Source organism: Actinoplanes solisilvae (genome assembly GCF_003999975.1).
Classification (GTDB): Bacteria; Actinomycetota; Actinomycetes; order Mycobacteriales; family Micromonosporaceae; genus Actinoplanes; species Actinoplanes solisilvae.
Map to the genome: position 1 here is coordinate 156,804 of NZ_RJAC01000017.1, position 21,769 is coordinate 178,572.

Here is a 21,769-nt window from a genome sequence, read left to right on the forward strand (position 1 = left end):
CACGGCGATAAGACCTGCCCCGCGTAAACGCGACAGTGGCACCAGGGACCTCACAGGGGTCGATGGGAGCGATCCCAAGCAATATGAAGATCATCTATTACGCGCCGACAACAGCTTGATTACGGACGCAGGCGCAATGTGATGGGCGCGACGTTCCGGGGGAGCGTTCTTCCGGGGCAGCTCCGGTCGGTCTTCGGGCGAAAATGTCGTAGGGGGCTGCCAGGATGAGGTCGTGCGATTCCTCGATCTGGCGGCGACCTCGGCGGCCGTCGCCGCGACCTCGGGGCGCAAGGCAAAGGTCGAGCTGCTCGCCGGTGCCCTGCGCGGGCTCGACCCTGACGAGATCGCGGCCGGTTCCGCCTTCCTGGCCGGTGAGCTGCGCCAGCGGCAGACCGGTGTGGGCTATGCGAGCCTGCGAGACCGGCGCGCCCCGGCGGCCGAGCCCACGCTGACCGTCGGCGCGGTCGACGCCGCGATCGCTGAGATCTCGGTGGTCGCGGGCGCGGGCTCGCAGGCTCGGCGGCGTGACCTGCTGGCCGCCCTGTTCGGCGCGGCGACCGCCGAAGAGCAGCGGTTGCTCGTCGGGCTGTTCAGCGGCGAGCTGCGCCAGGGCGCCCAGGCGGGATTGCTGGCCGACGCCATCGCCAAAGCCGCCGAGGTGCCGCTCACGGCCGTCCGGCGGGCCCTGCTGCTCTCCGGCGATCTCAAGCAGGTGGCCGTCGCCGCTCTCACCCGGGGCGCGGTGGCGCTGGCCGAGATCCACCTGCGCGTCGGCACCCCGCTGACCCCGATGCTGGCCCAGAGCGCGCCCGACGTCGGCGCCGCCCTGCTCGCCACCGGCACCCCCGCCGCCGTCGACGTGAAGCTCGACGGCATCCGCATCCAGGTGCACCGCTCCGGCGACGACGTGGCCGTCTTCACCCGCAGCCTCGACGACATCACCGCCCGCATGCCCGAGGTCGTCGAGGCCACCCGCAAGCTGCCGCTGCGCGAGGTCGTGCTCGACGGCGAGGCCATGACGCTCGACGCCTCCGGCCGCCCTCGCCCCTTCCAAGAGACGTCCAGCCGCGCCGCTACCCGAGGCGGCGCCGGTCTCAAATCGAGTTCCGGAACGGCCGCCCCGCTCGCGCTGGTGCCGTTCTTCTTCGACGTCCTCCACCTCGACGGCGACGATCTGCTCGACGAGCCCGGCCGGGTGCGCTGGGCCGCGCTCGCCGACGCTCTGCCGAGTGAGCTGATCGTCGGCCGCACGACCGTGACCAGCGAAGAAGAAGCCGCTGCGGCCTTTGCCGCCGCCCTCGCAGCCGGGCAGGAAGGCGTGGTCATCAAGGCGGCCGAGGCACCCTACGACGTGGGCCGGCGCGGGTCGGCCTGGGTCAAGGTCAAACCCCGGCACACGCTCGACCTGGTGGTCCTCGCCGTCGAATGGGGCCACGGGCGCCGCCAGGGCTGGCTGTCCAACCTGCATCTGGGCGCGCTCGACCCGCGTACGGGCGAGTTCGTGATGCTCGGCAAGACGTTCAAGGGCCTCACCGACGAGCTGCTGCGCTGGCAGACCGAGCGCTTCCAGGAGCTGAAGACCGGTGACGACGGCTGGGTCGTGCGGGTCCGGCCGGTCCAGGTCGTCGAGATCGCGTTCGACGGGGTGCAGACGTCGCCGCGCTATCCCGGCGGCGTCGCCCTGCGCTTCGCCCGGGTCCTCCGCTACCGCGACGACAAATCGGCCGCCGAGGCCGACACGATCGACACCGTCCGCGCGATCGGAGGTCACCCCACGCCCGATTGATCAAGGGGAAACAGAGCTCGGCCTGGGGAACCGGCCCCGGCGGAGCGCGCCTCAGTCCTGGGTGGGCCGCGCTTGAGCAGCCGCTTCGCGGGCTCGGTCGGCGTCCGACACGCGGTCGCCGGGTGCGGCGGCCACGGCAGCCCGCTTGCGGTCCGCCTCTTCGACGCGGTCGCGGGAGCGTGCGCGGCGCCGGTCGGCTTCTTCAACGCGGTCGCCCGAGCTTGCCCGGCGCCGGTCGGCTTCTTCGACGCGGTCGCCCGAGCTTGCCCGGCGCCGGTCGGCTTCTTCGACGCGGTCGCCGGAAGCGGGGCGGTCGGAATCGCTGCGGGGGCGGTCGGTGGCGGGGGCCGGCTCGTTCGGTTTGGAACCGCCTCGGGCCTCTTTGCGGGCGTAGTAGACGTAGGCCGCCAGGGCCATGCCGGCGAACAGCCACCACTGCACCGCGTAGCCGCCGTTCTGCCAGGCGTCCTCGTGGTCGATCGGGATCGGGGTGAAGGCCTCGTCGGCCGCCGGCGTCTGCTCGCGCATCAGCACGTAGGCCCCGTACACAGGATAGGGCATCTCGGGCGCGAGCTTCGGCACCGCGATGCGCCGCGTGTCGAGCCGGCCGTCGCGACGCTCGATCGGGGCCGGTCGGCTTTCCGACAGGTGGAGCTGGCCCACGACCGTGACCTGGCCGGTCGGCGCGGGCGGCACCGACGGCGACGCGACCGCCCCGCCCTCCGGCGCCGGCACCCAGCCGCGGTCGACCAGCACCGCCGTGCCGTCGGCCAGCACCAGCGGAGTCACGATCTCGAAGCCGACGTCCCCGCCGACGGTGCGGCCCCGCGCCTGGATCTCGTGGGCCGGGTCATAGCTGCCCGTCACGGTCACCTTTGTCCAGGCCACGTCCTTGCCGGGGGCCTTGCCGGGCGCCCCGGGCGCGGTCGGCGCGGGAATCAGGGAGGTCAGCGGAACCGCCGCGACGCTGTCGGCCGCGTCGATGCGGTCGTTGATCGCGCTGCGCTCCTCGTAGCGCCGGAGCTGCCAGTTGCCGAGCATCACCATGACCACCGCGGCGGCCACCGCCAGCGCGGCCGCGGCCAACCAGCGCGGGCTCAGCAGGAAGCGGTACACGCAACGAGGCTACCCGTCGCCCGGTCGGCGCCCGCCGGACCCGGGTACTGTCCCACTCCGGCAGTCGACAACAGGCAATACACGCACCGGGAGAGTCATCTATGAGCGCCCAGCCCCGTCTGGTCGTGAGCGCCCCCGCCTCCGGGCACGGCAAGACCGCTATCGCGGTCGGCCTGCTCGCGGCGTTCGCGGCCCGCGGCGTCTCGGTGGGCGGGTTCAAGGTCGGTCCCGATCACACCGACGCTGCGTACCTCGGTCTCGCCGCCGGCCGCCCCGGTCGCAACCTCGATCCCCGGCTGGTCGGCGCCCAGCGCATCGCCCCGCTCTTCCTGCACGGATCGTCCGGCACCCAGCTCTCGGTGATCGAGGGCGCGATGGGCCTGTTCGACTCGCTCACCGGCCAGCCCGAGATCGACGGCACCGCCGCCGTCTCCGCTGCTCTGCGCGCACCCGTCCTGATGGTCGTCGACGTGGCCTCGATGGGTCATTCGCTGGCCGCGCTCGTGCACGGCTTCCGCATGTTCGACGAGATGGTGCACCTGGGCGGGGTCGTGCTCAACCGGGTCGCCTCGCCGCGTCACGAGCAGATGCTGCGTACGGCCCTCGACGACATCGGCATGCCGGTGTTCGGTTCGCTGCGCCGCGGCGACCTGCCCAACGTGCTGCCCGCTCGGGCGCACGGCCCGGTGCCGGTCGCACATCGTACGGTCGAGGCGAGCCGGGCCGTGCGCCGTCTGGGCGAGGCCGTCGCCGGCGGGGTCGATCTCGACCGCGTCATGGGGCTGGCCGCCTCGGCGCCCGTCCTGCCCGGCCCGATCTGGACCCCGTCCGAGGCCGCCGGGGCTGAGGTCTTCGAGCAGCGCCCGGTGGTCGCGCTGGCCGGCGGCCCGGGCGCCCCCTATACATACGTCGAGACGGCCGAACTGCTCACCGCGGCCGGCGCGGATGTCGCCGTGGTCGACCCGCTGCGCGACGAGGGCCTGCCGGCCGGAACCCGGGCGCTGGTCGTCGGCGCCGGCCTGCCCGAGGGCTACGCCGAGGAGCTCTCCGCGAACCGCCGGCTGTGCAACGCGGTCGCCCAGTTCGCCGGGGACGGCTGGCCGGTGATCGCCGAGGGTGTCGCGCTGCCCTGGCTGGGCCGTGACCTCGACGGACGTCCGATGTGCGGTGTTCTCGACGCCTCCGCCGTGACCGGCGAGCAGACCGTGGCCGGCTACCGCGAGGCGACCGCGCCGACCACCTCGCCGCTGGCCCCGGCGGGCGCCCGCATCACCGGCTACAAGCAGCACCGGGCCATCGTCACGCCGCGGGCCGGCGCGGTGCCCGCCTGGACCTGGTCGGGCGGCAATCCCGAGGGCTTCGTCTGGCGCCAGGTGCACGCCTCTCAGCTCGGCCTGCACTGGGCGGCCGCGCCCGAGATCGCCCGCCGGTTGGTGTCCGCCGCGATCGCAGGCCCGGCGTCGGTGCTCCCGCCGGTGCAGGTGCGGCCGACCTCCCCGCAGCCGCATCCGCAATCGCACCCCCAGGCCCATCCGCAGCCTCAGTCGCCGAACATGAACGACACGGTCGACATCACGACCGTCTGAGGGGGCAGGGTCAGGAAGGCCCTAAGGGCAAAAGCCCCGTGCGGGCAAGATCGACACGCCGGAATGTCCGGCACCGGGAAGCATGCGTGAAAACGCCCTTCGTGAAGCGGGAAACTGTCGCACCCCAGCCGTAACGTGGGGTTAACGAGTACGACGCGAAGGAGGATGGCCGTGGCCGATCGTGTTCCTCTGGATTTCGACCCACCGGTGCGCATGCTGCGGGCACTGTTGCTCGGCATCGACGACGGCGAGCTCGCCAACACCACGCCGTGCCCCGAGTGGACGGTCGCCACCCTCCTCGATCATCTGATGGGCCTGTCCGTGGCCTTCACCCAGGCCGCCCACAAACGGGTCGACGGCCCCGGCGCGTCCGGCGCCCCGGCCCCCTCGGCCCAGCGTCTCTCCCGCCATTGGCGCAGCCGCCTGCCCGTCCTGCTCGAAGACCTCGCCACCTCGTGGAAAGACCCCGCCGCCTGGACCGGCACGTCCCAGGCGGGCGGCGTCACCATGCCGGCCACCGCGCTGGGCCACGTCGCCGTCAACGAGGTGATCATGCACAGTTGGGACCTGGCCCGGGCCACCGGTCAGGAATACTTCGTCGACCCTCGCACGGTCGAGGTCCTCATCGAGTTCCTGGCCCAGTTCCCGGCCGAGGGCAGCCCCGGCCTGTTCGGCCCGGCCGTGCCCACCGATGACGAGGCCACCCTGCTCGACCAGGCCTTGGCCCTGGCCGGCCGCGACGCGCGGTGGCGCCCACCCCGGCGCCGCCGGGCCGCCGAAGCCGGGCCCGCGGCGGCTTAATCGTCGTCGCGACCACGATCCCCGCCGCGATCACGGTCGCGATCACGGTCGCGATCGCGGTCGCGGTCGCGGGAACGGGAATCGCCGCGGTCCCGGTCAGAAGAACGGTCGGAGGAGCGATCCCGGGAGTCGGGATCGTCCCGGAACTCCACCCACCGGCCGACGAGATCTTTCGAGGGCGGGTTGAACTTCGCCTTGGGCTGCCCTTTCAACGCGTCCTTGAGCGTCTCCGCGACCGTGAACTTCGAGACCGTCCCGCGATCCGAGCCGACGTTCTTCTCCGGATTGTCCGGGTCGGCGACGAAGGCCGCCGCCGCGAGCTGAGGCGTGAAGCCGCAGAACCACGCCGTCTTGTTGCTGTCGGTCGTCCCGCTCTTACCGGCGATCGGCCGCTTCAACTTGGCATAGACCATCTCTGACGTGCCCCACCCGCCGCAGCCCCCGCGGGCCGCGCCGTAGCCGGTCACGCATCGGGCCGCGTCCGTGGCCGCCCGAGCCACGTCGCGAGTGACGGCCCGGTGGCAGCGCGGCGCCGCGACGACCTTGCCCTTGAAGGTGGCGTCGGCCCCGTCCCGCGTTTTGATCGCCCGCACCGGCAGCGGCTGGCAGTAGTTGCCCTCGGCCGCGAGGGTCGCGAAGACGTTCGCCATCTCGACCGGCGTCACGTCGCTGACCCCCAGGGTGAAGGCGCCCCACCCCGAGGCGTGCTCCTTCGAGGCCAGCCGCCGGTCGATGTCAGTGCGCCAGCGCAGGCCGAGCCGCTCGGCCATCCGTACCGCCTTGTCTGCTCCGACCTTTTGTTCGAGCTGGACGAAGTAGGTGTTCACCGACTTGCCGAAGCCGCTCCACATGGTCTGCCGGCCGGTCATCGAGCTCGTCGAATTCTTCGGGCACCACCGGATGCCGCAGGTCGCCGGCCCGGGCGCGGTGATGTAGCGGGTGACGATGCGCGGCGGGCTGTAGTAGTTGGTGCTCAGCGGCATCCCCTCGTCGAGCGCCGCCAGCATCGTGAAGATCTTGAAGGTTGACCCGGCCTGGTAACCGGCCATCGTCCCCCCGCCGAGCAGGGGATTCACCGTGTTCGGATAGTTGCTCTTGACCCCTTTGAAGCGGCTGTGCTTCGCGTTGCTCTTCTGGTTGAGCGAGTACGTGCGATTCACCGCCATGCTCAGCAGCCGCCCGGTGCCCGGCTCGATGAGCACCTGGCCGTGTGCGATCCGGCTGCGCCGCTTCTCCTTGTCGAGCACGTGCTTCATCGCCGCCGCCTGCACCTTCGGGTCGATCGAGGTGATCACCCGGTAGCCGCCGCGCCGCAGGTTCGCCTCGCGCTCCTGCGGGGTCTTGCCGAAGGCGGGCTGCTCCTTCCACCACGACTTGAGGTAGTCGCAGAAGAAGCCCCAGTCGTTGCGTTTGGGGACGATGCCGATGCAGTCGTTCGGCGGCGAGCTGAGTTTCAGCTTGATCGGCGTCCGCTTGGCCTGGGTCGCCTCCAGCGGCGAGATCGACTTCATCTTGAGCATCTGGTCGATCACGTAGTTGCGCCGGTCGGTTGCCGCCTCGCGGTCCTGCGTCGCCGGGTCGTAGGCCGAGGGTGCCTTGACCAGGCCCGCGAGCAGCGCGGCCTCGGTCAGGTTCAGGTCTCGCGGCAGCTTCGAGAAGAAGACCTGAGAGGCGGCGAAGATCCCGTACGCCCGATGGCCGTAGTACGCCGCGTTCAGGTAGCGCTCGAGGATCTCCTGCTTCGTCAGGCGCTTCTCGAGCTCGATGGCGAGCCGCATCTCGCGCAGTTTCCGCGCGGTGGTCTGCTCGGTGGCCTCCAGCGCCTCCTTCGGCGTCTGAGCGCCGTCGCGCAGCGCCATCCGCACGTACTGCATGGTCAGCGTGGACGCGCCCTGCGAAACCCCGCCGGCCTGCTGGTTGGCCACGAACGCGCGGGCCACACCCTTGGCGTCCACCCCGTTGTGCTCGTAGAAGCGGCTGTCCTCGGAGGCCACGATCGCCTGGGTGACGTACGGCGACATGTCAGCGATCCGGATGGGTTTGCGGTGCTCCTCGTAGAACGTGGTGAGCAGCGTCCGGCCGTCGTTGGCGTACACATAGGTGGTCTGGGCGCTGGGAATCTCGATGAGTTCCTCGGGCATGGACTGCAGGGCTTCGGTCCCGGCTTTGACGCCGAGCCCGGCGAGGGCGGTCAAGGGGTAGGCGAGACCGGCGATCACGAGACCCGCGATCAGGCCGGCGCGGACGAGGGGTGCGACTTTTCCGGCTGCCACCATATGAAGGTATGACAAAACTTCTCATTTACTAACGGATCGGCCGAAAGACCGACGCCGTTCGTGGTCGGGCATGCTGAGAGAATGACGATCGACCTCGGGCACCACGGCGACACGGAGGTGGGCGCCGGTCTGATCGATCTCGCGGTCAACGTGCGCCATGCGCCCCTGCCGGCCTGGTTGTCGGCACCCCTGATCGCCTCGCTGAGCGACCTCTCGGCGTACCCCGACGGGGTCGAGGCGACCGAGGCCGTGGCCCGCAGGCACGGCCGCGACCCGGACGAGGTCCTGCTCACCGCCGGTGCCGCCCAGGCCTTCGTACTGCTGGCCCAGGCCTTGCGCGGCGCCCGTCGCCCGGTCGTGGTGCATCCGCAGTTCACCGAGCCCGAGGCCGCCCTGCGTAACGCCGGCCACGTCGTCGAGCGGGTGCTGCTGCGCGAGGACGACGGCTTCCGGCTCGACGCCGCGCTCGTCCCCGGCGACGCCGACCTGGTCTTCGTCGGCAACCCCACGAACCCGACCTCGGTGTTGCACCCGGCCGGCGAGATCGCGGCGCTGGCCCGCCCCGGCCGGGTCCTCGTCGTCGACGAGGCGTTCTCCGACACGACCTTCCGCGAGGGCGTCGCGGGGGAGCCCGAGTCGCTCGCCGGTCGTCGCGACCTGCCCGGGCTCGTGGTGCTGCGCAGCCTGACCAAGACCTGGGGGCTGGCCGGCCTGCGCATCGGCTACCTGCTCGGCCCGGCCGATCTGCTGCCCCGGCTCGCCGCCGCCCAGCCGCTGTGGGCCGTCTCGACCCCTGCTCTGGCCGCCGCGACCGCCTGCGCCTCGCCCACCGCCGTGGCCGCCGAGCGCGAGATCGCCGCCCGCGTCGCCGCCGACCGCGACCACCTGGTGCGGCGGCTGCGGCACGTGCCGAAACTCACGGTCGCGGGCGATCCCGCCAGTGCCTTCGTCGCCGTACGCCTTCCCGGCGCCGACAAAATCCGTCTTGAGCTGCGCGAACGCGGCTACGCGGTGCGCCGGGGCGACACCTTTCCGGGGCTGGGCGCCGACTGGCTCCGCATCGCCGTGCGCGACACTGCCACCACCGATACTTTCGTCGACACCCTGATAGCCGTGCTGGAGGAGCGACCGTGACCGTGACCGCCGACCTGGAGACGACGCTTGCCGCCGTCCGTCCCGCCGACGAGAGGGCCATGTCCGCCGCGCGTGACCTGCAGGCTCGCCTGACCAAGCCGGCCGGTTCGCTCGGCACTCTCGAGGAGCTCTCCGCACGGCTGGCCGGGCTCGCGGGCGTCTGCCCGCCGCCGCTTCCGGCCCCCGCGACGGTCGCCGTCTTCGCCGGTGACCACGGCGTGCACGCCCAGGGCGTCTCGCCGTGGCCCCAGGAGGTCACCGCCCAGATGGTGGCGAACTTCGTCGCCGGCGGCGCGGTCGTCAACGCGTTCGCCCGCCAGGCCGGCGCCGACGTGATGGTGGTCGACGTCGGCGTGGCGATCCCGCTGCACGGCGGGGCCACCCTGCTCGACGCGAACGTGCGCCGTGGCACCCGCGACCTCTCGGTGGGCCCGGCACTGACCCGCGACGAGGCCCGCGCCGCCGTCGAGGTCGGCATCGGCGTCGCCGGGGCGCTCGTCGCCGGCGGCGCGAAGTGCCTGCTCACCGGCGACATGGGCATCGCCAACACGACACCCGCGGCCGCCCTGATCGCCGTCTTCACCGGCAGCGACCCGGCCCTTGCCACCGGCCGCGGCACCGGCATCGACGACGCGACCCTGGAACTGAAGGTCGACGTCGTGCGGCGCGCGCTGGCGCTGCACCGGCCCGACCCGGCCGACCCGCTCGGCGTGCTCGCCACCGTCGGGGGTCTGGAGCACGCGGCGCTGGCCGGCTTCATCCTCGGCGCGGCCGCCCACCGGGTGCCCGTGATCGTCGACGGCGTGATCGCCGCGTCGGCCGCCCTCGCCGCCGCCGCCTTCGCCCCCGATTCGGTCGCCGCCATGGTCGCCGGGCACCGTTCGGCCGAGCCCGGCGCCACGGTCGCGCTCGCCCACCTCGGCCTCGAACCGCTGCTCGACCTGGGCATGCGCCTGGGCGAGGGCAGCGGCGCCGCGCTCGCGCTGCCGGTCGTCTCGGCCGCCGTGCGGGTGCTGCACGAGGTCGCCACGTTCGACTCCGCGGGAGTGTCCGAGAAGTGAGTGTCTATCCCCTCGGTCTCAAGCTGGCCGGCCGCCGGGTGCTGGTCGTCGGCGGCGGCACGGTGGCCACCCGCCGGGTGCCCGCGCTGCTGGCCGCCGGTGCTCTCGTCGAGATCGTGTCGCCCGAGCTCACCCCGGCCTTGCGGGGTCAGGTCGACGCGGGGCGGGCCGGCTGGGCCGCCCGGCGGTTCGAGCCCTCCGACGTCGACGGCGCCTGGCTCGTGCACGTCGCGATCGACGACCCGGCCGCGGCCGAACAGGTCAGCGCGGCCGCCGAGGAGCGCCGGGTTTTCTGCGTACGCGCCGACGACCGCGACGCGGCCACCGCCTGGACCCCCGCCGTGACCCGCCACGGCCAGGTCACCGTCGCGGTCACCGACGGCGGCGACCGGCGTCGCGCGATGGCCGTGCGCGACCTGGTCGCCCACGCGCTCGAGAGCAGCCCGCCCGTCGTCGGAGAGCACAAGGGCGTCGCCCTGGTCGGCGCGGGCCCGGGCGACCCCGAGCTGATCACCGTGAAGGGCCGTCGCCTGCTGGCCGCGGCCGACGTCGTGGTGGCCGACCGGCTCGTGCCCGGCATGCTGCTGGGCGAGCTGCGGCCCGAGGTCGAGTTCGTCGACGCCGCCAAGATCCCGTATGGCCCGTCGGCCGCGCAGGAGGAGATCAACCGGATCCTGGTCGAGCGCGCGCTCGAGGGGAAGTTCGTGGTGCGGCTGAAGGGCGGCGACCCGTTCGTCTTCGGCCGCGGCGGCGAGGAGGCGATCGCCTGCGCCGAGGCCGGCGTCCCGGTGCTCGTCGTGCCCGGCGTGACCAGCTCGATCGCCGCGCCCGCGCTGGCCGGCATCCCGGTCACCCATCGCGGCGTCGCCCACGAGTTCACCGTCGTCAGCGGGCACATCCCGCCCGGGCACCCCGACTCGCTGGTCGACTGGGCCGCTCTCGCACGGCTGCGCGGCACTCTGGTCGTACTCATGGGCTTGAAGAACCTCGGGAAGATCACCGAGAGGCTGATCGCCGAAGGCCGCTCACCCGATACGCCCGCAGCCGTCGTGCAGGAAGGCTCGACCAGCCACCAACGATCGCTGCGCAGCACTCTCGGCGAGGTCACGGCCGCGGTTGCCGGGGCCGGCATCCGCCCGCCCGCCGTCGTCGTGATCGGCGACGTCGTGCACGCAGCGGTATAGAACCGTCACGCAGTGGGTAGGTCGTTCGTCATGGACGGACGACCGCAGATGATCCTGACGGGAGTGGTACTCGATTCGTCCGACGCGCGCGAGCTCGCCGGCTTCTATCAGCGATTACTGGGGTGGAGCGCGACGCAGGAGGAGGCCCACTGGGTCGTTCTCGGTGCCCCTGGGGGCGGCGCCGGCCTCTCCTTCCAGACCGAGAAGCTGTACGTCCGCCCGGTGTGGCCGGCCCGCACCGGTGAGCAGCAGATGAGCGTCCATCTCGACATCCGGGTCGACGATCTGGAAGCGGCTTGCGCGCACGCCGAACAGGCGGGTGCGACGCTCGCCGGCTTCCAGCCGCAGGAGAACGTCCGGGTCTACCTCGACCCGGCCGGTCATCCCTTCTGCCTCTACGTCGACTGACCCGTCGACTGGCCCTCGGGGTCGCGGCCGTCGGCCGCGGCCTCCAGCGCGTCGAGGAACGTGCGCGCCCACTGGGCCACGTCGTGAGTGCGCAGGTGCCGCTGCATGACCCGCATGCGGCGCTTCAGCTCGGCCGGTTCGGTGCCGACCGCGCGCATCAGCGCGTCCTTGACCCCGTCGGGGTCGTGCGGGTTGCAGAGGAAGGCCTGCCGCAGCTCGGTCGCGGCGCCGGCGAACTCGCTGAGCACCAGAGCGCCGCCGGTGTCGGCCCGGCACGCGACGTACTCCTTGGCCACGAGGTTCATGCCGTCGCGCAGCGGGGTCACCATCATGACGTCGGCCGCCACGTACATCGCGGCCAGTTCTTGCTTGCTGTAGGACTGGTGCAGGTAGTGCACGGCGGGCACGCCGACCTTGCCGAACTCGCCGTTGATGCGCCCGACCTCGCGCTCGACCTTGACCCGCAGCGACTGGTAGTGCTCGACGCGTTCGCGGCTCGGGGTCGCCACCTGCACCATCACCGCGTCGCCGACCTTGAGCTTGCCGTCGGCCAGCAGCTCGCGGAACGCCTTGAGCCGCAGCTCGATGCCCTTGGTGTAGTCGAGCCGGTCGACACCGAGGATGACCGTCGTGGGGTCGCCGAGCTCGGCGCGGATCTCCTTGGCCCGGGCCTGCACCTTGGGGTCGGCCGCGAGCCGTTCCATCTCCCGCGTGTCGATGCTGATCGGGAAGGCGCCCGCCTTGACCTTGCGGCCGTCCACCTGGATCGACTGGCCCTCGTAACGCAGACCGAGGAGATGACGGGCGAGACGTACGAAGTTCTGCGCCGCGAGCCGCTGCTGGAAGCCGACCAGGTCGGCGCCGAGCAGGCCGCGCAGCACCTCGGCGCGGAACGGCATCTGCATGAACAGCTCGATCGGCGGGAACGGGATGTGCAGGAAGAACCCGATCTTGAGGTCGGGGCGCAGCTCGCGCAGCATGGCCGGCACGAGCTGAAGCTGATAGTCCTGCACCCAGACGGTGGCGCCCTCGTCGGCGACCTCGGCCGCGGCCTGGGCGAAGCGCTGGTTGACCAGGCGGTAGGCCTCGCGCCACCGGCGCTTGTAAACCGGCGTCTCGACCGCGTCGTGATAAAGCGGCCAGATCGTCGCGTTGGACTGGCCCTCGTAGTAGCGCTCCAGCTCCTCCTCGCTCAGTGGCACGGGGTGGATGTGGATGCCCTCGAGCTCGAACGGTTCGGGCGCCTCACCGGTGCCGCCGGCCCATCCGATCCAGGTGCCGCCGTGCTCGGTCAGCACCGGGTGGAGCGCGGTGACCAGGCCGCCGGGGCTTGTGCGCCACTGGCGCTCCCCGTCCGGGGTGGTCACCTCGTCGACGGGCAGACGGTTGGCGACAACGACAAAGGAACTTCGTTCGGCCACGCTGAGTGCACCTCCGGGTCGTTTCTGTTCCCACTGTGAGCCTACTGTGCGTAGCAGCACGGGGCGTGCCCAGTCTTTGCCGCCGTCGTGGACTGCGATAGCGACCGGGTGCCATCCTGGGCCCGTGACACCGTCCGCTGATCTTTCCCCGCCCCGGCGGCACATCTTCTTCCCTGTGGTCATTGCCACGGTTTTCTTGACGATCCTCGGCGGGACGGGCGGCTTCCTGCTCAGCCGCTACCAGAGCGGTAATCGGCAGGTGGGCAGCGGCGCGTTGCCCTCAGAGACGGTGACCGAGCCGACAAAACCGCCCTTCGAGCCGCCCGGCCCGTTCTGCCCCGAACAGACGCGGGCCACGGCCAGGAAGGTCGGGATCAACTCCGACCTGTGGCAGGTGCTCAAGATCTACACCGACAACGACAGCACGTATTGGATCTGCACCGACGTCAACGGCCTGTTCTACTACCAGAGCAAGACCGGCGGCATCGACGCCCCGTTGATCGAGGGCAAGAACGGCCTCTTCCTGCAGAACGTGTCCCGCACCGGGGACGACGCGTACGAGGTGGTGGACCAGAAGGGGAACCGGTTCGTCATCACGTCCGACGAGTTCGAGCTGCACTTCGAGGCCAGCGGAAAGGTTCAGCGCAACTCGGCCCGCACCGCCGGCTGAGGGAATCCCCCGGCCGCGCCCGGGGTTGTTAACAGGGTCCGCAGGGCGACCTGGAAAGATTGCCCCGGAATTCTGTTCTCCTCGGCTTCCGTCCAACCACCCCGCCCGCCACCCACGAGCGGACCAAAGGCAGCCGTCAACGATCACGGAGGTAGGCCGCAGCGTGGCCCAGTTCATCTACGTCCTGGAAAAGGCGCGCAAGGCGCACGGCGACAAGGTCGTGCTCGACAACGTGACGCTGAACTTCCTGCCGGGCGTCAAGATCGGCGTGGTCGGCCCGAACGGCGCCGGTAAGTCGACGCTGCTCAAGGTCATGGCCGGCGTCGAGACGCTGAGCAACGGCGAGGCCCGGCTCATGCCCGGGTACACCGTCGGCATGCTCGCGCAGGAGCCGCCGCTCAACGAGTCCAAGACCGTTCTCGGCAACATCGAGGAGGCGGTCGCCGCGACCAAGGCGAAGCTCGAGCGCTTCAACAAGATCGCCGAAGAGATGGCGACCGACTACACCGACGAGCTCATGGAAGAGATGGGCAAGCTCCAGGAGGAGCTCGACAACGTCAACGCCTGGGACCTCGACGCCCAGCTCGAACTGGCGATGGACGCGCTGCGCTGCCCGCCGCCGGACGCCGACGTGACCCAGCTCTCCGGTGGTGAGCGCCGCCGTGTCGCGCTGTGCAAGCTGCTGCTCGAGGCGCCCGACCTGCTGCTGCTCGACGAGCCCACCAACCACCTCGACGCCGAGAGCGTGAGCTGGTTGGAGCAGCACCTGGCCAAGTACGCCGGCACCGTCATCGCCATCACCCACGACCGGTACTTCCTCGACAACGTGGCCAACTGGATCCTCGAGCTCGACCGCGGCCGGACGTACCCGTACGAGGGCAACTACTCCACCTACCTCGACAAGAAGGCGCAGCGCCTGGCCGTCGAGGGTCGGAAGGACGCCAAGCTCAAGCGGCGCCTCACCGAGGAGCTCGAGTGGGTGCGGTCGAACGCCAAGGCCCGCCAGACCAAGAGCAAGGCCCGTCTCGACCGCTACGACGAGATGGCCACCGAGGCCGAGAAGACCCGCAAGCTGGACTTCGAGGAGATCCAGATCCCGCCGGGCCCGCGCCTGGGCAGCACCGTCATCGAGGCGAAAGACCTGGTCAAGGGCTTCGACGGGCGCACGCTGATCGACCACCTGTCGTTCTCGCTGCCGCGCAACGGCATCGTCGGCATCATCGGCCCGAACGGCGTCGGCAAGACCACGCTGTTCAAGACCATCGTCGGGCTCGAGAAGCCGGATGACGGCTCGGTCCGCGTCGGTGAGACCGTCCAGCTCTCGTACGTCGACCAGAGCCGGGAAGGTCTGCAGGGGAACCAGACGGTGTGGGAGGTCGTCTCCGACGGTCTCGATCACCTGATGGTCGGCAAGGTCGAGATGCCGTCCCGGGCCTACGTGGCGGCGTTCGGCTTCAAGGGCCCCGACCAGCAGAAGCCGGTCAAGGTGCTCTCCGGTGGCGAGCGTAACCGCCTCAACCTCGCGCTGACGCTGAAGATCGGCGGCAACGTGATCCTGCTCGACGAGCCGACCAACGACCTCGACGTCGAGACGTTGGGCAGCCTCGAGAACGCGCTGCTCGAGTTCCCGGGCTGCGCCGTGGTCATCTCCCACGACCGGATGTTCCTCGACCGCGTCGCCACCCACATGCTCGCGTGGGAGGGCACCGACGAGGAGCCCGACAAGTGGTTCTGGTTCGAGGGCAACTTCGACGCGTACGAGAAGAACAAGATCGACCGTCTCGGCGCCGACGCCGCCCGCCCGCATCGCGTGACCTACCGCAAGCTCACGCGTGACTGAGAAATTCGTCTATGACGTGCCCGTACGGTGGTCCGACATGGACGCGTACGGGCACGTCAACAACGCGCGCTTCCTCACCCTCTACGAGGAGGCGCGCGTCGCCATGTTCTTCGTCGGCGCTCGCGAGCACGGCCTCGGCTCGTTCGAGGAGGGCATCGTCATCGCCCGCCACGAGGTCGACTATCTGCGTCCCGTCGACTACGGAGACCCCGTACGCATCGAGATGTGGATCTGTGAGCAGCGCGCGGCCTCGTTCACCGTCGCCTACGAGCTCTTCGACGACGGCGTGCTGGCCAGCCGGGCCAGGTCGGTGTGTGTGCCCTACAACCTGACCAACGGTCACCCGCGGCGGCTCTCCGAGGCCGAGCGCGACTTCCTGCGTCCCTACTTCGAGTCATGAGTTCACACGGCCTGCTCGGCGTTCCCGACGCGGGAGCCTTCCTGGCCCGGCTGACCCGGCTCGATCCCGGGGCGCCGGTGCGAATGCGCAACACCGGCGGCCGGGTGGCCCTCTGGGGACGGCTGCCCTGGGATGTGCTGGTGACCCGCGAGGTCGCCGGGCACGGGCCGGACGACGCCACGGTGGCCGCCGGTGAGCTGCTCGCCGTGCTGGCGCGGGGCGGCGACGAGTTGCCTCCGAGGCGCGACGCCCAGTGGCGCTGGCCGTTGCCGCCGCCCGGTGGCGAGACGATCGAGTCGGTCTCCGGCGCCGAGCTGAGCCGGCTCGCCGAGGCCGCCGCAGGCACCCTGCGCGAGGTCTCCACCGGCGGTCTGCCCGGACGTTCGGTGGGTCAGCGGGCCGTTCGCGACGCCCTGCTCGATCACGTGGCGCTCGTCGCGACGCCGGCCGCCGGTCGCCCGGTGGAGGTCTCCCAGCGACTCATTCAGGCGATCTCCCGGATGGGTTTCCTCGGCCCGGGTGACACTGATGGTCCGGAGACCCGCATCCGTGTGTCCGGCTCCTGGGTGGGACTTTCGGCACCATATGGAGTGGCGTGGCTACAGGCGGTCAAGAAATTGACCGTTATGCCTATAGCCGGTCACCCGAAAGGATGATGGACGCTCGTACGAGCGGTCCCGCCCTCCCGTTGGGGGGATGACCTCCGCGACCGGTACGGGTACCGTCGGCCCTCGGATCCACTCGCTACGTCCGGCAGTGGGTTCGCTGGGGAGTGAGGTGCACAACGATGCCGTGGTGGTCATGGCGTCCGGGCTCAGCCGCGGGCAACGCGCCGGAGACCGACGACGATTCGGCAGCGCACGGCGCGGTTCGTGTCGGCGTTCCGGCACAACGCGAGCCGGGCCGGCTTCCGGTCCCGGTCGAGACCTCCGCGACCGAGGAGCCCGAGCCCGTCAGCCAGGTGACGCTCACGCGCATCGGCAAGGCGCTCGACCTGCTCGACATAAGGTTCCTCGCCGACGGTGGCGGCAGCCTGCTGGCCATGTGGGAGCGGCACGCCGTGCTGTTCACCCTCGAGGGCCCCGACGACGAGATCCTCGTGATGCGCGCCCGTCCTCACGCGACGGTCCCGCCCGATTGGGCCGACCGTGCCTACCGCGTGGTGAACGAGTGGAACCACACTCGGCGCTTCTGCAAGGCCTACGTGGGCGACCCGACCGAACGCGGCCAGCTCCCGATCTACGCCGAACTCCAGATCCCCCTGGCCGCCGGCGCCCACGACGCCCTTGTGGTCGAGCTCCTCGACTGCGGCGCCGCCGTCGCCACGTCCTTCGTGGACTGGCTGCACGACGAAGGCGCCTTGCTTTAGGTCGTTGGTTGTCAGAGGGGGAACATGCCCACTCGGCCGTGGTACTCCTTGCCCAACTCGTCGGTGTCGCTGCCGACCAGTAGGCCCTGGGGGAGGGCGATGAAGACTCGGACACCCACACCGCGCTTGCGGGTCGGGTTCCACGAGAGGGCCCGGCCGGTCGACGGGCTGACGGCGCCGATGCCTACGCGGGAGACGGCGCCGGGGCCGGGGCCTTTGGCGTCGGTGCCGTGGGGGTTGTCGAAGTAGCGCTGGTGGCCGCCCAGGTAGACGGCGGAGCCCGTTACGGCCACGGCGTAGAGGGAGTCGCCGCCGGTGCGCTGGACCCAGGTCGGGTTGTGCCGGCCGGAGCCGCCGGTCTCGAAGCGGGCCGCCGAGTCGCAGAGGCGGTCGGGGGAGGACGCGCGGCCGGTCGCGGCGACCACGAAGTACGAGCCGTCGGGCGAGAACTTCACCTGGCGCAGGTAGGTGTCGAAACCCTTCATGCACTGCGGCTTGTAGGCGTCGGTGTACCAGCTCGTGAGCTGCGCGGTCGGGCCGGCGACGTCGAACATCGCGATCTGCGTGCGGTCGTACCCGCTCGCCTTGAGCAGTGCGCCGACCGCGATCAGCCTGCTCCCGTCGGGCGAGATGTCGAAGTGCTCGACCCGGGTGCGGGTCAGGCCGGGTGCGCTCAGCCGGGTGTCGAAGCCGGTGTCGACCGCTCCCGTGGTCGCGCTCAGCCGGGCGAGCCCGGCCCGGTTCACCCCGTTGATGGCCTGGAACGTGCCGGCCGCGTAGAGCCGGGACCCGCGGGCCGACAACGTCCGCACGTCGCCCCACCCGATCTTGGCGGCGAACGCGCTGACCCGCTGACCGCCCAACGTGAGCTGGGTGATGCCGCGCTGAGCGGTCCCGTTCACGGTCTTGAACGCCCCTCCGGCGTAGACCGTGCCGTCGGCGCCGGCGCTCAGGGCGTAGACGGCCCCGTCGACCTGCGGAGCGAAGCCGCGGATGGCGCCGTCGTGCAGGCCGAAGGCGAAGAGGTTCTTGCGCGCGAACGTGGTCTTGCGGCTCGCGTCGGTGACCTTGGTGAAGGCGCCGCCGACCACGACGGTGTCGCCGACGACGGCCATCGACCAGACCGTGCCGTCCTGCACGTGCGGCGTGAAATCGACGGGGTTGGGGGACACCACCCGGGAGTGGGCCATGTCGGCCGCGGCGGGATGCGCGCAGGCCACGACGGCGGCGGCGACGGTGGCGGCGGCGAGCAAGCGGCGACGCATGGCGAGCTCCTGGTCATCAGCGGATAGGACACCCGCTCAACGACCTGACCGACATGTCGGAAACGATCTCGGCGGTCAGGCGTTCACCATGAAATAGGCCGCGCGCTCGAGATAGTCCCAGAGCTGGTCGTGCTGCGCCTGGGGGAGTCCGAGCGAGTCGACGGCGTTGCGCATGTGCTCGAGCCACGCGTCGCGGGCCTTCTCGTCGACGACGAAAGGGGCGTGCCGCATGCGCAGGCGGGGGTGGCCGCGGGTGGACGAGTAGGTGTTCGGGCCGCCCCAGTACTGCATGAGGAAGAGCGTCAGCCGGTCGGCGGCCGGGCCGAGGTCTTCCTCGGGGTACATCGGCCGGAGCAGCGGGTCGGTCGCGACGCCCTCGTAGAACTTGTCGACGAGGCGCCGGAAGGTGGGTTCGCCGCCGATGGCGTCGAAGAAGCTGGGCTCTTGGGGGGCGGGAGCGGTCACCTGTCCATCCTGCCAGCCGGGCCGGCCCGCGTCCGTCGCGGTAAGGGGTGCCCGGGTGTGACGCTGGTGATGCGGGTCAGGGCCGCTCAGGCGCCGCGGTTGTCGCCGCCGAGGGAAGGACCGGAGCGGGCGCGACGGGTGGTGCGGGCGCGACGGGTGGTGCTGGCGCAGCGGGCGCCGGGGCGGGCTTCGGCGGTTGAGTGGCCGTGGCGGCGTCGGCCGCGGCCGTGAACATGCCGGACGTGGGCCACCGGGACGCCAGCAGCACGAGAGCCGCCGTGCCGCCCACGCTCCACAACCCGACCACCATCGGCAACCAGAAATGATCGGCCAGCAACCCGGTGGTGACCACCGCGGTGAACTGGGCGAATTGCATGCCGGTCTGCATCACGCCGTACGCCCGGGCCCGATAGCCGTGCGGCAGGATCAGCACGAACTTGCTGTTCAGGGTGGGCATCACGCCGCCCTGGGCAATCCCGGACACGGCCACCAGAATGGCGACGATCGGGGGCGGCGGGCCGGCCAGGGCGGGGACGAGTGCCAGGGCCGACAGCACGGCGAGCGGGCGCACCAGCCGGTCGCGCAGCGCGGGCCGGGCGAGACGGCTGATCAGCAGGCCGCCGACCACGTATCCGATCGGCCCGGCCGCCATGATCAAGCCTTGGTTGAGGCCGCGGGTGGACGCGTCGGCGCTGCCCTCGGCGGCCCAGGCGGCAGCCAGACCCTCGGGCACGACCGCGAACATAGTCAGGACGAAGACGAGGACCGCGATGGAGCGCAGCGTCGGTGTGCTGAACACCAGGTGGAAGCCCTCGCCCGACTCGCGCAGCAGGTGGCGGCGCTGCGCCCGGCTGTGCGCCGAGGGCCGGGGCCGCACGCCGGCGGTGATCAGGGCGGCCGAGACGGCGAAGGTCACCACGTCGATGACGAGCGCCACCTGCGGGCTGATGCCGGTGGCCAGAGCCGCCCCGGCCAGATAGCCGAAGACCTGGGCGGCCTGGGTGCTGGTCGCGTTGGTCGCGACCGCGATGGGTAGCTTGTCGCGCCCCACCACCAGCGGTTGCAACGCCGAGCGGGCCGCCTGAGTCGGCGGCGTACCGAGGCTGGCCATGAAGATGATCACCAGCATGACCGGGATCGGCACGTGCGGGATCAGCAGCAGCGCGATGAGCGCCATGCGGTAGAGATCGGCGACGATCAGGACCCGGCGGTACGGATAGCGTTCGGCCAGGGCGGCGAGCACCGCGCCGCCGATGATCCACGGCAGGAAGCTGAGCGCGAAGGCCGCCGCGGACAGCAGGACCGACTTGCTCTGCTCGTAGACCAGAACGGTGATGGCGGCTCGGGCGAGATAGTCGCCGAGCCAGTTCGTGATCAGGGACAGGTAGAGCGCCCGATATTCGCGCACGGCAAAGAGATCACGGAACGTGATCAGTTGCTCGCTCTCCGTAGTCGAGCTGGCACTGCTGCCGCTACGCGCATCCGGGTCCTCGGACACCAGGTCCTCCATCGATCTCGGCGTTCCGCCGGTTCACGGCGGTCACCGGGCACGCCCGTTCGAGGCTGGGCGCCCGACGGGAACGTGATGCCGCATGTGCAAATGCTCATGCGGATTCTGCCCGATCGTCCGAGTCGATGCTAGGGCGTACGGGCGAAATGTCGGCCGTTCGGTCGAGGCGGCCCATCACCCGGAAGAACTAATCCCAGCTCAGCTCACCCCGCCCGGCTGCTGATCGCTTGCGGAATTCTGAAGGTACTGAGGCGGCACGGCGCCGCGCGGCATCAATCGAGAGGCGGCGATGCGCTCAGACAGTCCCGAGGTCTCCAGAGCCTCGGTCAGCGCGCGCCGCAGATCGCGTTGCACGGCCACCTGACCGTCCGCTGTGGTCTTCGCGATCGTCCGGATCGTCGCGCCGTCGACGGTGAGCTGCTCGACGCCGACCACGTCCGGCGGCTCCAGAAATTCGGTCTGGTGCTCGGGCGCGTCGGCGACGGACTGGGCCGCCTCGCGCAGCACGGCGATCGCCTGCTCGGAGCTGACGAACCCGATCGGGATGTCGACGACGACCATCGCCCAGCCCTGGCTCTTGTTGCCGACCCGCACGATCTCGCCGTTGCGGATGTACCAGAGCACGCCGCGTGCGTCGCGGATCGTGGTGATCCGAAGCCCGACCGTCTCGACCACGCCGATCGCCTCGCCCAGGTCGACTGTGTCACCCACGCCGTACTGGTCCTCGAGCAACATGAACAGGCCGGCGATCAGGTCCTTGACCAGGCTTTGAGCACCGAAACCGATGGCTACACCGACGATGCCGGCGCTGGTCAGCAACGGTCCGAGGTTGAAGCCCAGCTCGCCGAAGGCCAGCAGGGCCGCCATGGTGTAGACCACCGCGCTGATGAAGCTGCGCAGCACCGACCCGATCGCCTCGGCCCGCTGGCGCCGGCGTTCGGGGATGAACTGGCCCTCCTCGGCGGTGACCGTCACCCGCTCTTTCAGCGGCTTGAGCAGGGCCGGCATCGAGGCCCGGCTGGTGCTGTGGGTCAGACGATCGATGGCCCGGTGGATGAGCCAGCGGATGACCATCGCGACCAGGATGATCGCGATGATCCGTAGCGGCTTGACGATCGCCACGTAGCTGCTGCTGGCCAGCCCCTGGCTGCCCGTCCACTCCAGAACCCGGCTGCACACGACGTCGGTGTTGCATATCGCGGACACATCGGGCGTCTGGTAGATGTCGGTCGTCGGGGCCGGATTGGGGGTGGGGGCTAGGAACAACACGGGGAGCCACCGTACCGGGCGAAGGTGGACCAACTCTCAGCCGCCGCACAGCGGTGTGACCTCAGACGTTTACCGGCCAGCCACGGATTGTGCTCGCAATTTGGTAGTTCATCAGGGACTATTGGCCCACGAGGCCTCGTCGTCGACGCCTCGCTACCAGACCACGGAGTTAACCAGGAGCGGTGACTAGCACCTAACACCGAAGGGT

18 protein-coding genes and 1 pseudogene are annotated in these 21,769 nt (G+C 70.8%); 12 read left to right on the forward strand and 7 right to left on the reverse strand.

Annotated features, from left to right (window positions below; translation table 11 throughout):
• Positions 1-232: 232 nt before the first annotated feature.
• Positions 233-1,786, forward strand: a complete 1,554-nt coding sequence (locus EER30_RS32910) for an ATP-dependent DNA ligase (protein ID WP_127504560.1) — start codon at positions 233-235, stop codon at positions 1,784-1,786.
• 51 nt (positions 1,787-1,837) lie between these two features.
• Here EER30_RS32910 and EER30_RS32915 read toward each other — a convergent pair whose 3' ends face one another.
• Positions 1,838-2,902, reverse strand: a complete 1,065-nt coding sequence (locus EER30_RS32915) for an SURF1 family cytochrome oxidase biogenesis protein (protein ID WP_127504561.1) — start codon at positions 2,900-2,902, stop codon at positions 1,838-1,840.
• A gap of 101 nt (positions 2,903-3,003) precedes the next feature.
• Between EER30_RS32915 and EER30_RS32920 the strand changes: the two genes are divergently transcribed.
• Both EER30_RS32920 and EER30_RS32925 read left to right on the forward strand, forming a co-directional pair.
• Positions 3,004-4,488 carry a cobyrinic acid a,c-diamide synthase CobB gene (locus EER30_RS32920; protein ID WP_127504562.1) on the forward strand — a complete coding sequence of 495 codons (1,485 nt, stop codon included), beginning with the start codon at positions 3,004-3,006 and terminating at the stop codon, positions 4,486-4,488.
• Between the two features lie 171 nt (positions 4,489-4,659).
• On the forward strand, positions 4,660-5,289 hold the full coding sequence (locus EER30_RS32925) for a TIGR03086 family metal-binding protein (protein WP_127504563.1): 630 nt from the start codon (positions 4,660-4,662) through the stop codon (positions 5,287-5,289).
• A 158-nt stretch (positions 5,290-5,447) separates the two neighbouring features.
• Here EER30_RS32925 and EER30_RS32930 read toward each other — a convergent pair.
• A pseudogene (locus EER30_RS32930) lies at positions 5,448-7,580 on the reverse strand (transglycosylase domain-containing protein); the annotation flags it as partial.
• A gap of 66 nt (positions 7,581-7,646) precedes the next feature.
• Between EER30_RS32930 and cobC the strand changes: the two are divergent.
• The 4 genes from cobC to EER30_RS32950 are packed head-to-tail and all read left to right on the forward strand — an operon-like array spanning position 7,647 to position 11,352.
• Positions 7,647-8,699 carry an Rv2231c family histidinol phosphate aminotransferase CobC gene (gene cobC, locus EER30_RS32935; RefSeq protein WP_127504565.1) on the forward strand — a complete coding sequence of 351 codons (1,053 nt, stop codon included), beginning with the start codon at positions 7,647-7,649 and terminating at the stop codon, positions 8,697-8,699.
• Positions 8,700-8,701: 2 nt separating this feature from the next.
• Positions 8,702-9,760 carry a nicotinate-nucleotide--dimethylbenzimidazole phosphoribosyltransferase gene (cobT, locus tag EER30_RS32940; RefSeq protein ID WP_255437020.1) on the forward strand — a complete coding sequence of 353 codons (1,059 nt, stop codon included), beginning with the start codon at positions 8,702-8,704 and terminating at the stop codon, positions 9,758-9,760.
• Positions 9,757-10,944, forward strand: a complete 1,188-nt coding sequence (gene cobA, locus EER30_RS32945; protein WP_127504566.1) for a uroporphyrinogen-III C-methyltransferase — start codon at positions 9,757-9,759, stop codon at positions 10,942-10,944. The genes cobT and cobA overlap by 4 nt, the downstream gene beginning before the upstream one ends.
• Positions 10,945-10,974: 30 nt before the next feature.
• Positions 10,975-11,352, forward strand: a complete 378-nt coding sequence (locus EER30_RS32950) for a VOC family protein (RefSeq protein ID WP_127504567.1) — start codon at positions 10,975-10,977, stop codon at positions 11,350-11,352.
• On the opposite strand, the gene EER30_RS32955 is transcribed toward EER30_RS32950, so the two are convergent.
• On the reverse strand, positions 11,340-12,773 hold the full coding sequence (locus EER30_RS32955) for an alpha,alpha-trehalose-phosphate synthase (UDP-forming) (RefSeq protein WP_127504568.1): 1,434 nt from the start codon (positions 12,771-12,773) through the stop codon (positions 11,340-11,342). The two genes, EER30_RS32950 and EER30_RS32955, sit on opposite strands and share 13 nt — an antisense overlap.
• 124 nt (positions 12,774-12,897) lie before the next feature.
• Here EER30_RS32955 and EER30_RS32960 point away from each other — a divergent pair, with 124 nt between their 5' ends.
• The 5 genes from EER30_RS32960 (at position 12,898) to EER30_RS32980 (ending at position 17,052) form a co-directional block, all read left to right on the forward strand.
• Positions 12,898-13,443 carry a hypothetical protein gene (locus EER30_RS32960; RefSeq protein WP_127504569.1) on the forward strand — a complete coding sequence of 182 codons (546 nt, stop codon included), beginning with the start codon at positions 12,898-12,900 and terminating at the stop codon, positions 13,441-13,443.
• 163 nt (positions 13,444-13,606) lie between these two features.
• On the forward strand, positions 13,607-15,283 hold the full coding sequence (ettA, locus tag EER30_RS32965; protein WP_127504570.1) for an energy-dependent translational throttle protein EttA: 1,677 nt from the start codon (positions 13,607-13,609) through the stop codon (positions 15,281-15,283).
• Entirely contained in the window at positions 15,276-15,683 is a 408-nt protein-coding gene (locus tag EER30_RS32970) for an acyl-CoA thioesterase (RefSeq protein ID WP_127504571.1), read from the forward strand. The genes ettA and EER30_RS32970 overlap by 8 nt, the downstream gene beginning before the upstream one ends.
• Positions 15,680-16,339, forward strand: coding sequence for a DUF8185 domain-containing protein (locus EER30_RS32975; RefSeq protein ID WP_127504572.1), 660 nt, complete (start codon positions 15,680-15,682; stop codon positions 16,337-16,339). The genes EER30_RS32970 and EER30_RS32975 overlap by 4 nt, the downstream gene beginning before the upstream one ends.
• 131 nt (positions 16,340-16,470) lie before the next feature.
• Positions 16,471-17,052 carry a type III secretion system chaperone family protein gene (locus EER30_RS32980; protein ID WP_127504573.1) on the forward strand — a complete coding sequence of 194 codons (582 nt, stop codon included), beginning with the start codon at positions 16,471-16,473 and terminating at the stop codon, positions 17,050-17,052.
• Between the two features lie 11 nt (positions 17,053-17,063).
• Here EER30_RS32980 and EER30_RS32985 read toward each other — a convergent pair whose 3' ends face one another.
• The 4 genes from EER30_RS32985 to EER30_RS33000 all read right to left on the reverse strand — a co-directional run bounded on the left by EER30_RS32985 (position 17,064) and on the right by EER30_RS33000 (position 21,561).
• Positions 17,064-18,317: a delta-60 repeat domain-containing protein gene (locus EER30_RS32985; protein ID WP_127504574.1), complete on the reverse strand. Its 1,254-nt coding sequence runs from the start codon at positions 18,315-18,317 to the stop codon at positions 17,064-17,066.
• A gap of 75 nt (positions 18,318-18,392) precedes the next feature.
• Entirely contained in the window at positions 18,393-18,782 is a 390-nt protein-coding gene (locus EER30_RS32990; RefSeq protein WP_127504575.1) for a globin, read from the reverse strand.
• 76 nt (positions 18,783-18,858) lie between these two features.
• A complete protein-coding gene (locus tag EER30_RS32995) occupies positions 18,859-20,280 on the reverse strand; it encodes an MFS transporter (protein ID WP_127504576.1) in 1,422 nt (473 codons plus the stop codon).
• A 210-nt stretch (positions 20,281-20,490) separates the two neighbouring features.
• Positions 20,491-21,561, reverse strand: coding sequence for a mechanosensitive ion channel family protein (locus EER30_RS33000; RefSeq protein WP_164842558.1), 1,071 nt, complete (start codon positions 21,559-21,561; stop codon positions 20,491-20,493).
• Between the last annotated feature and the right edge of the window lie 208 nt (positions 21,562-21,769).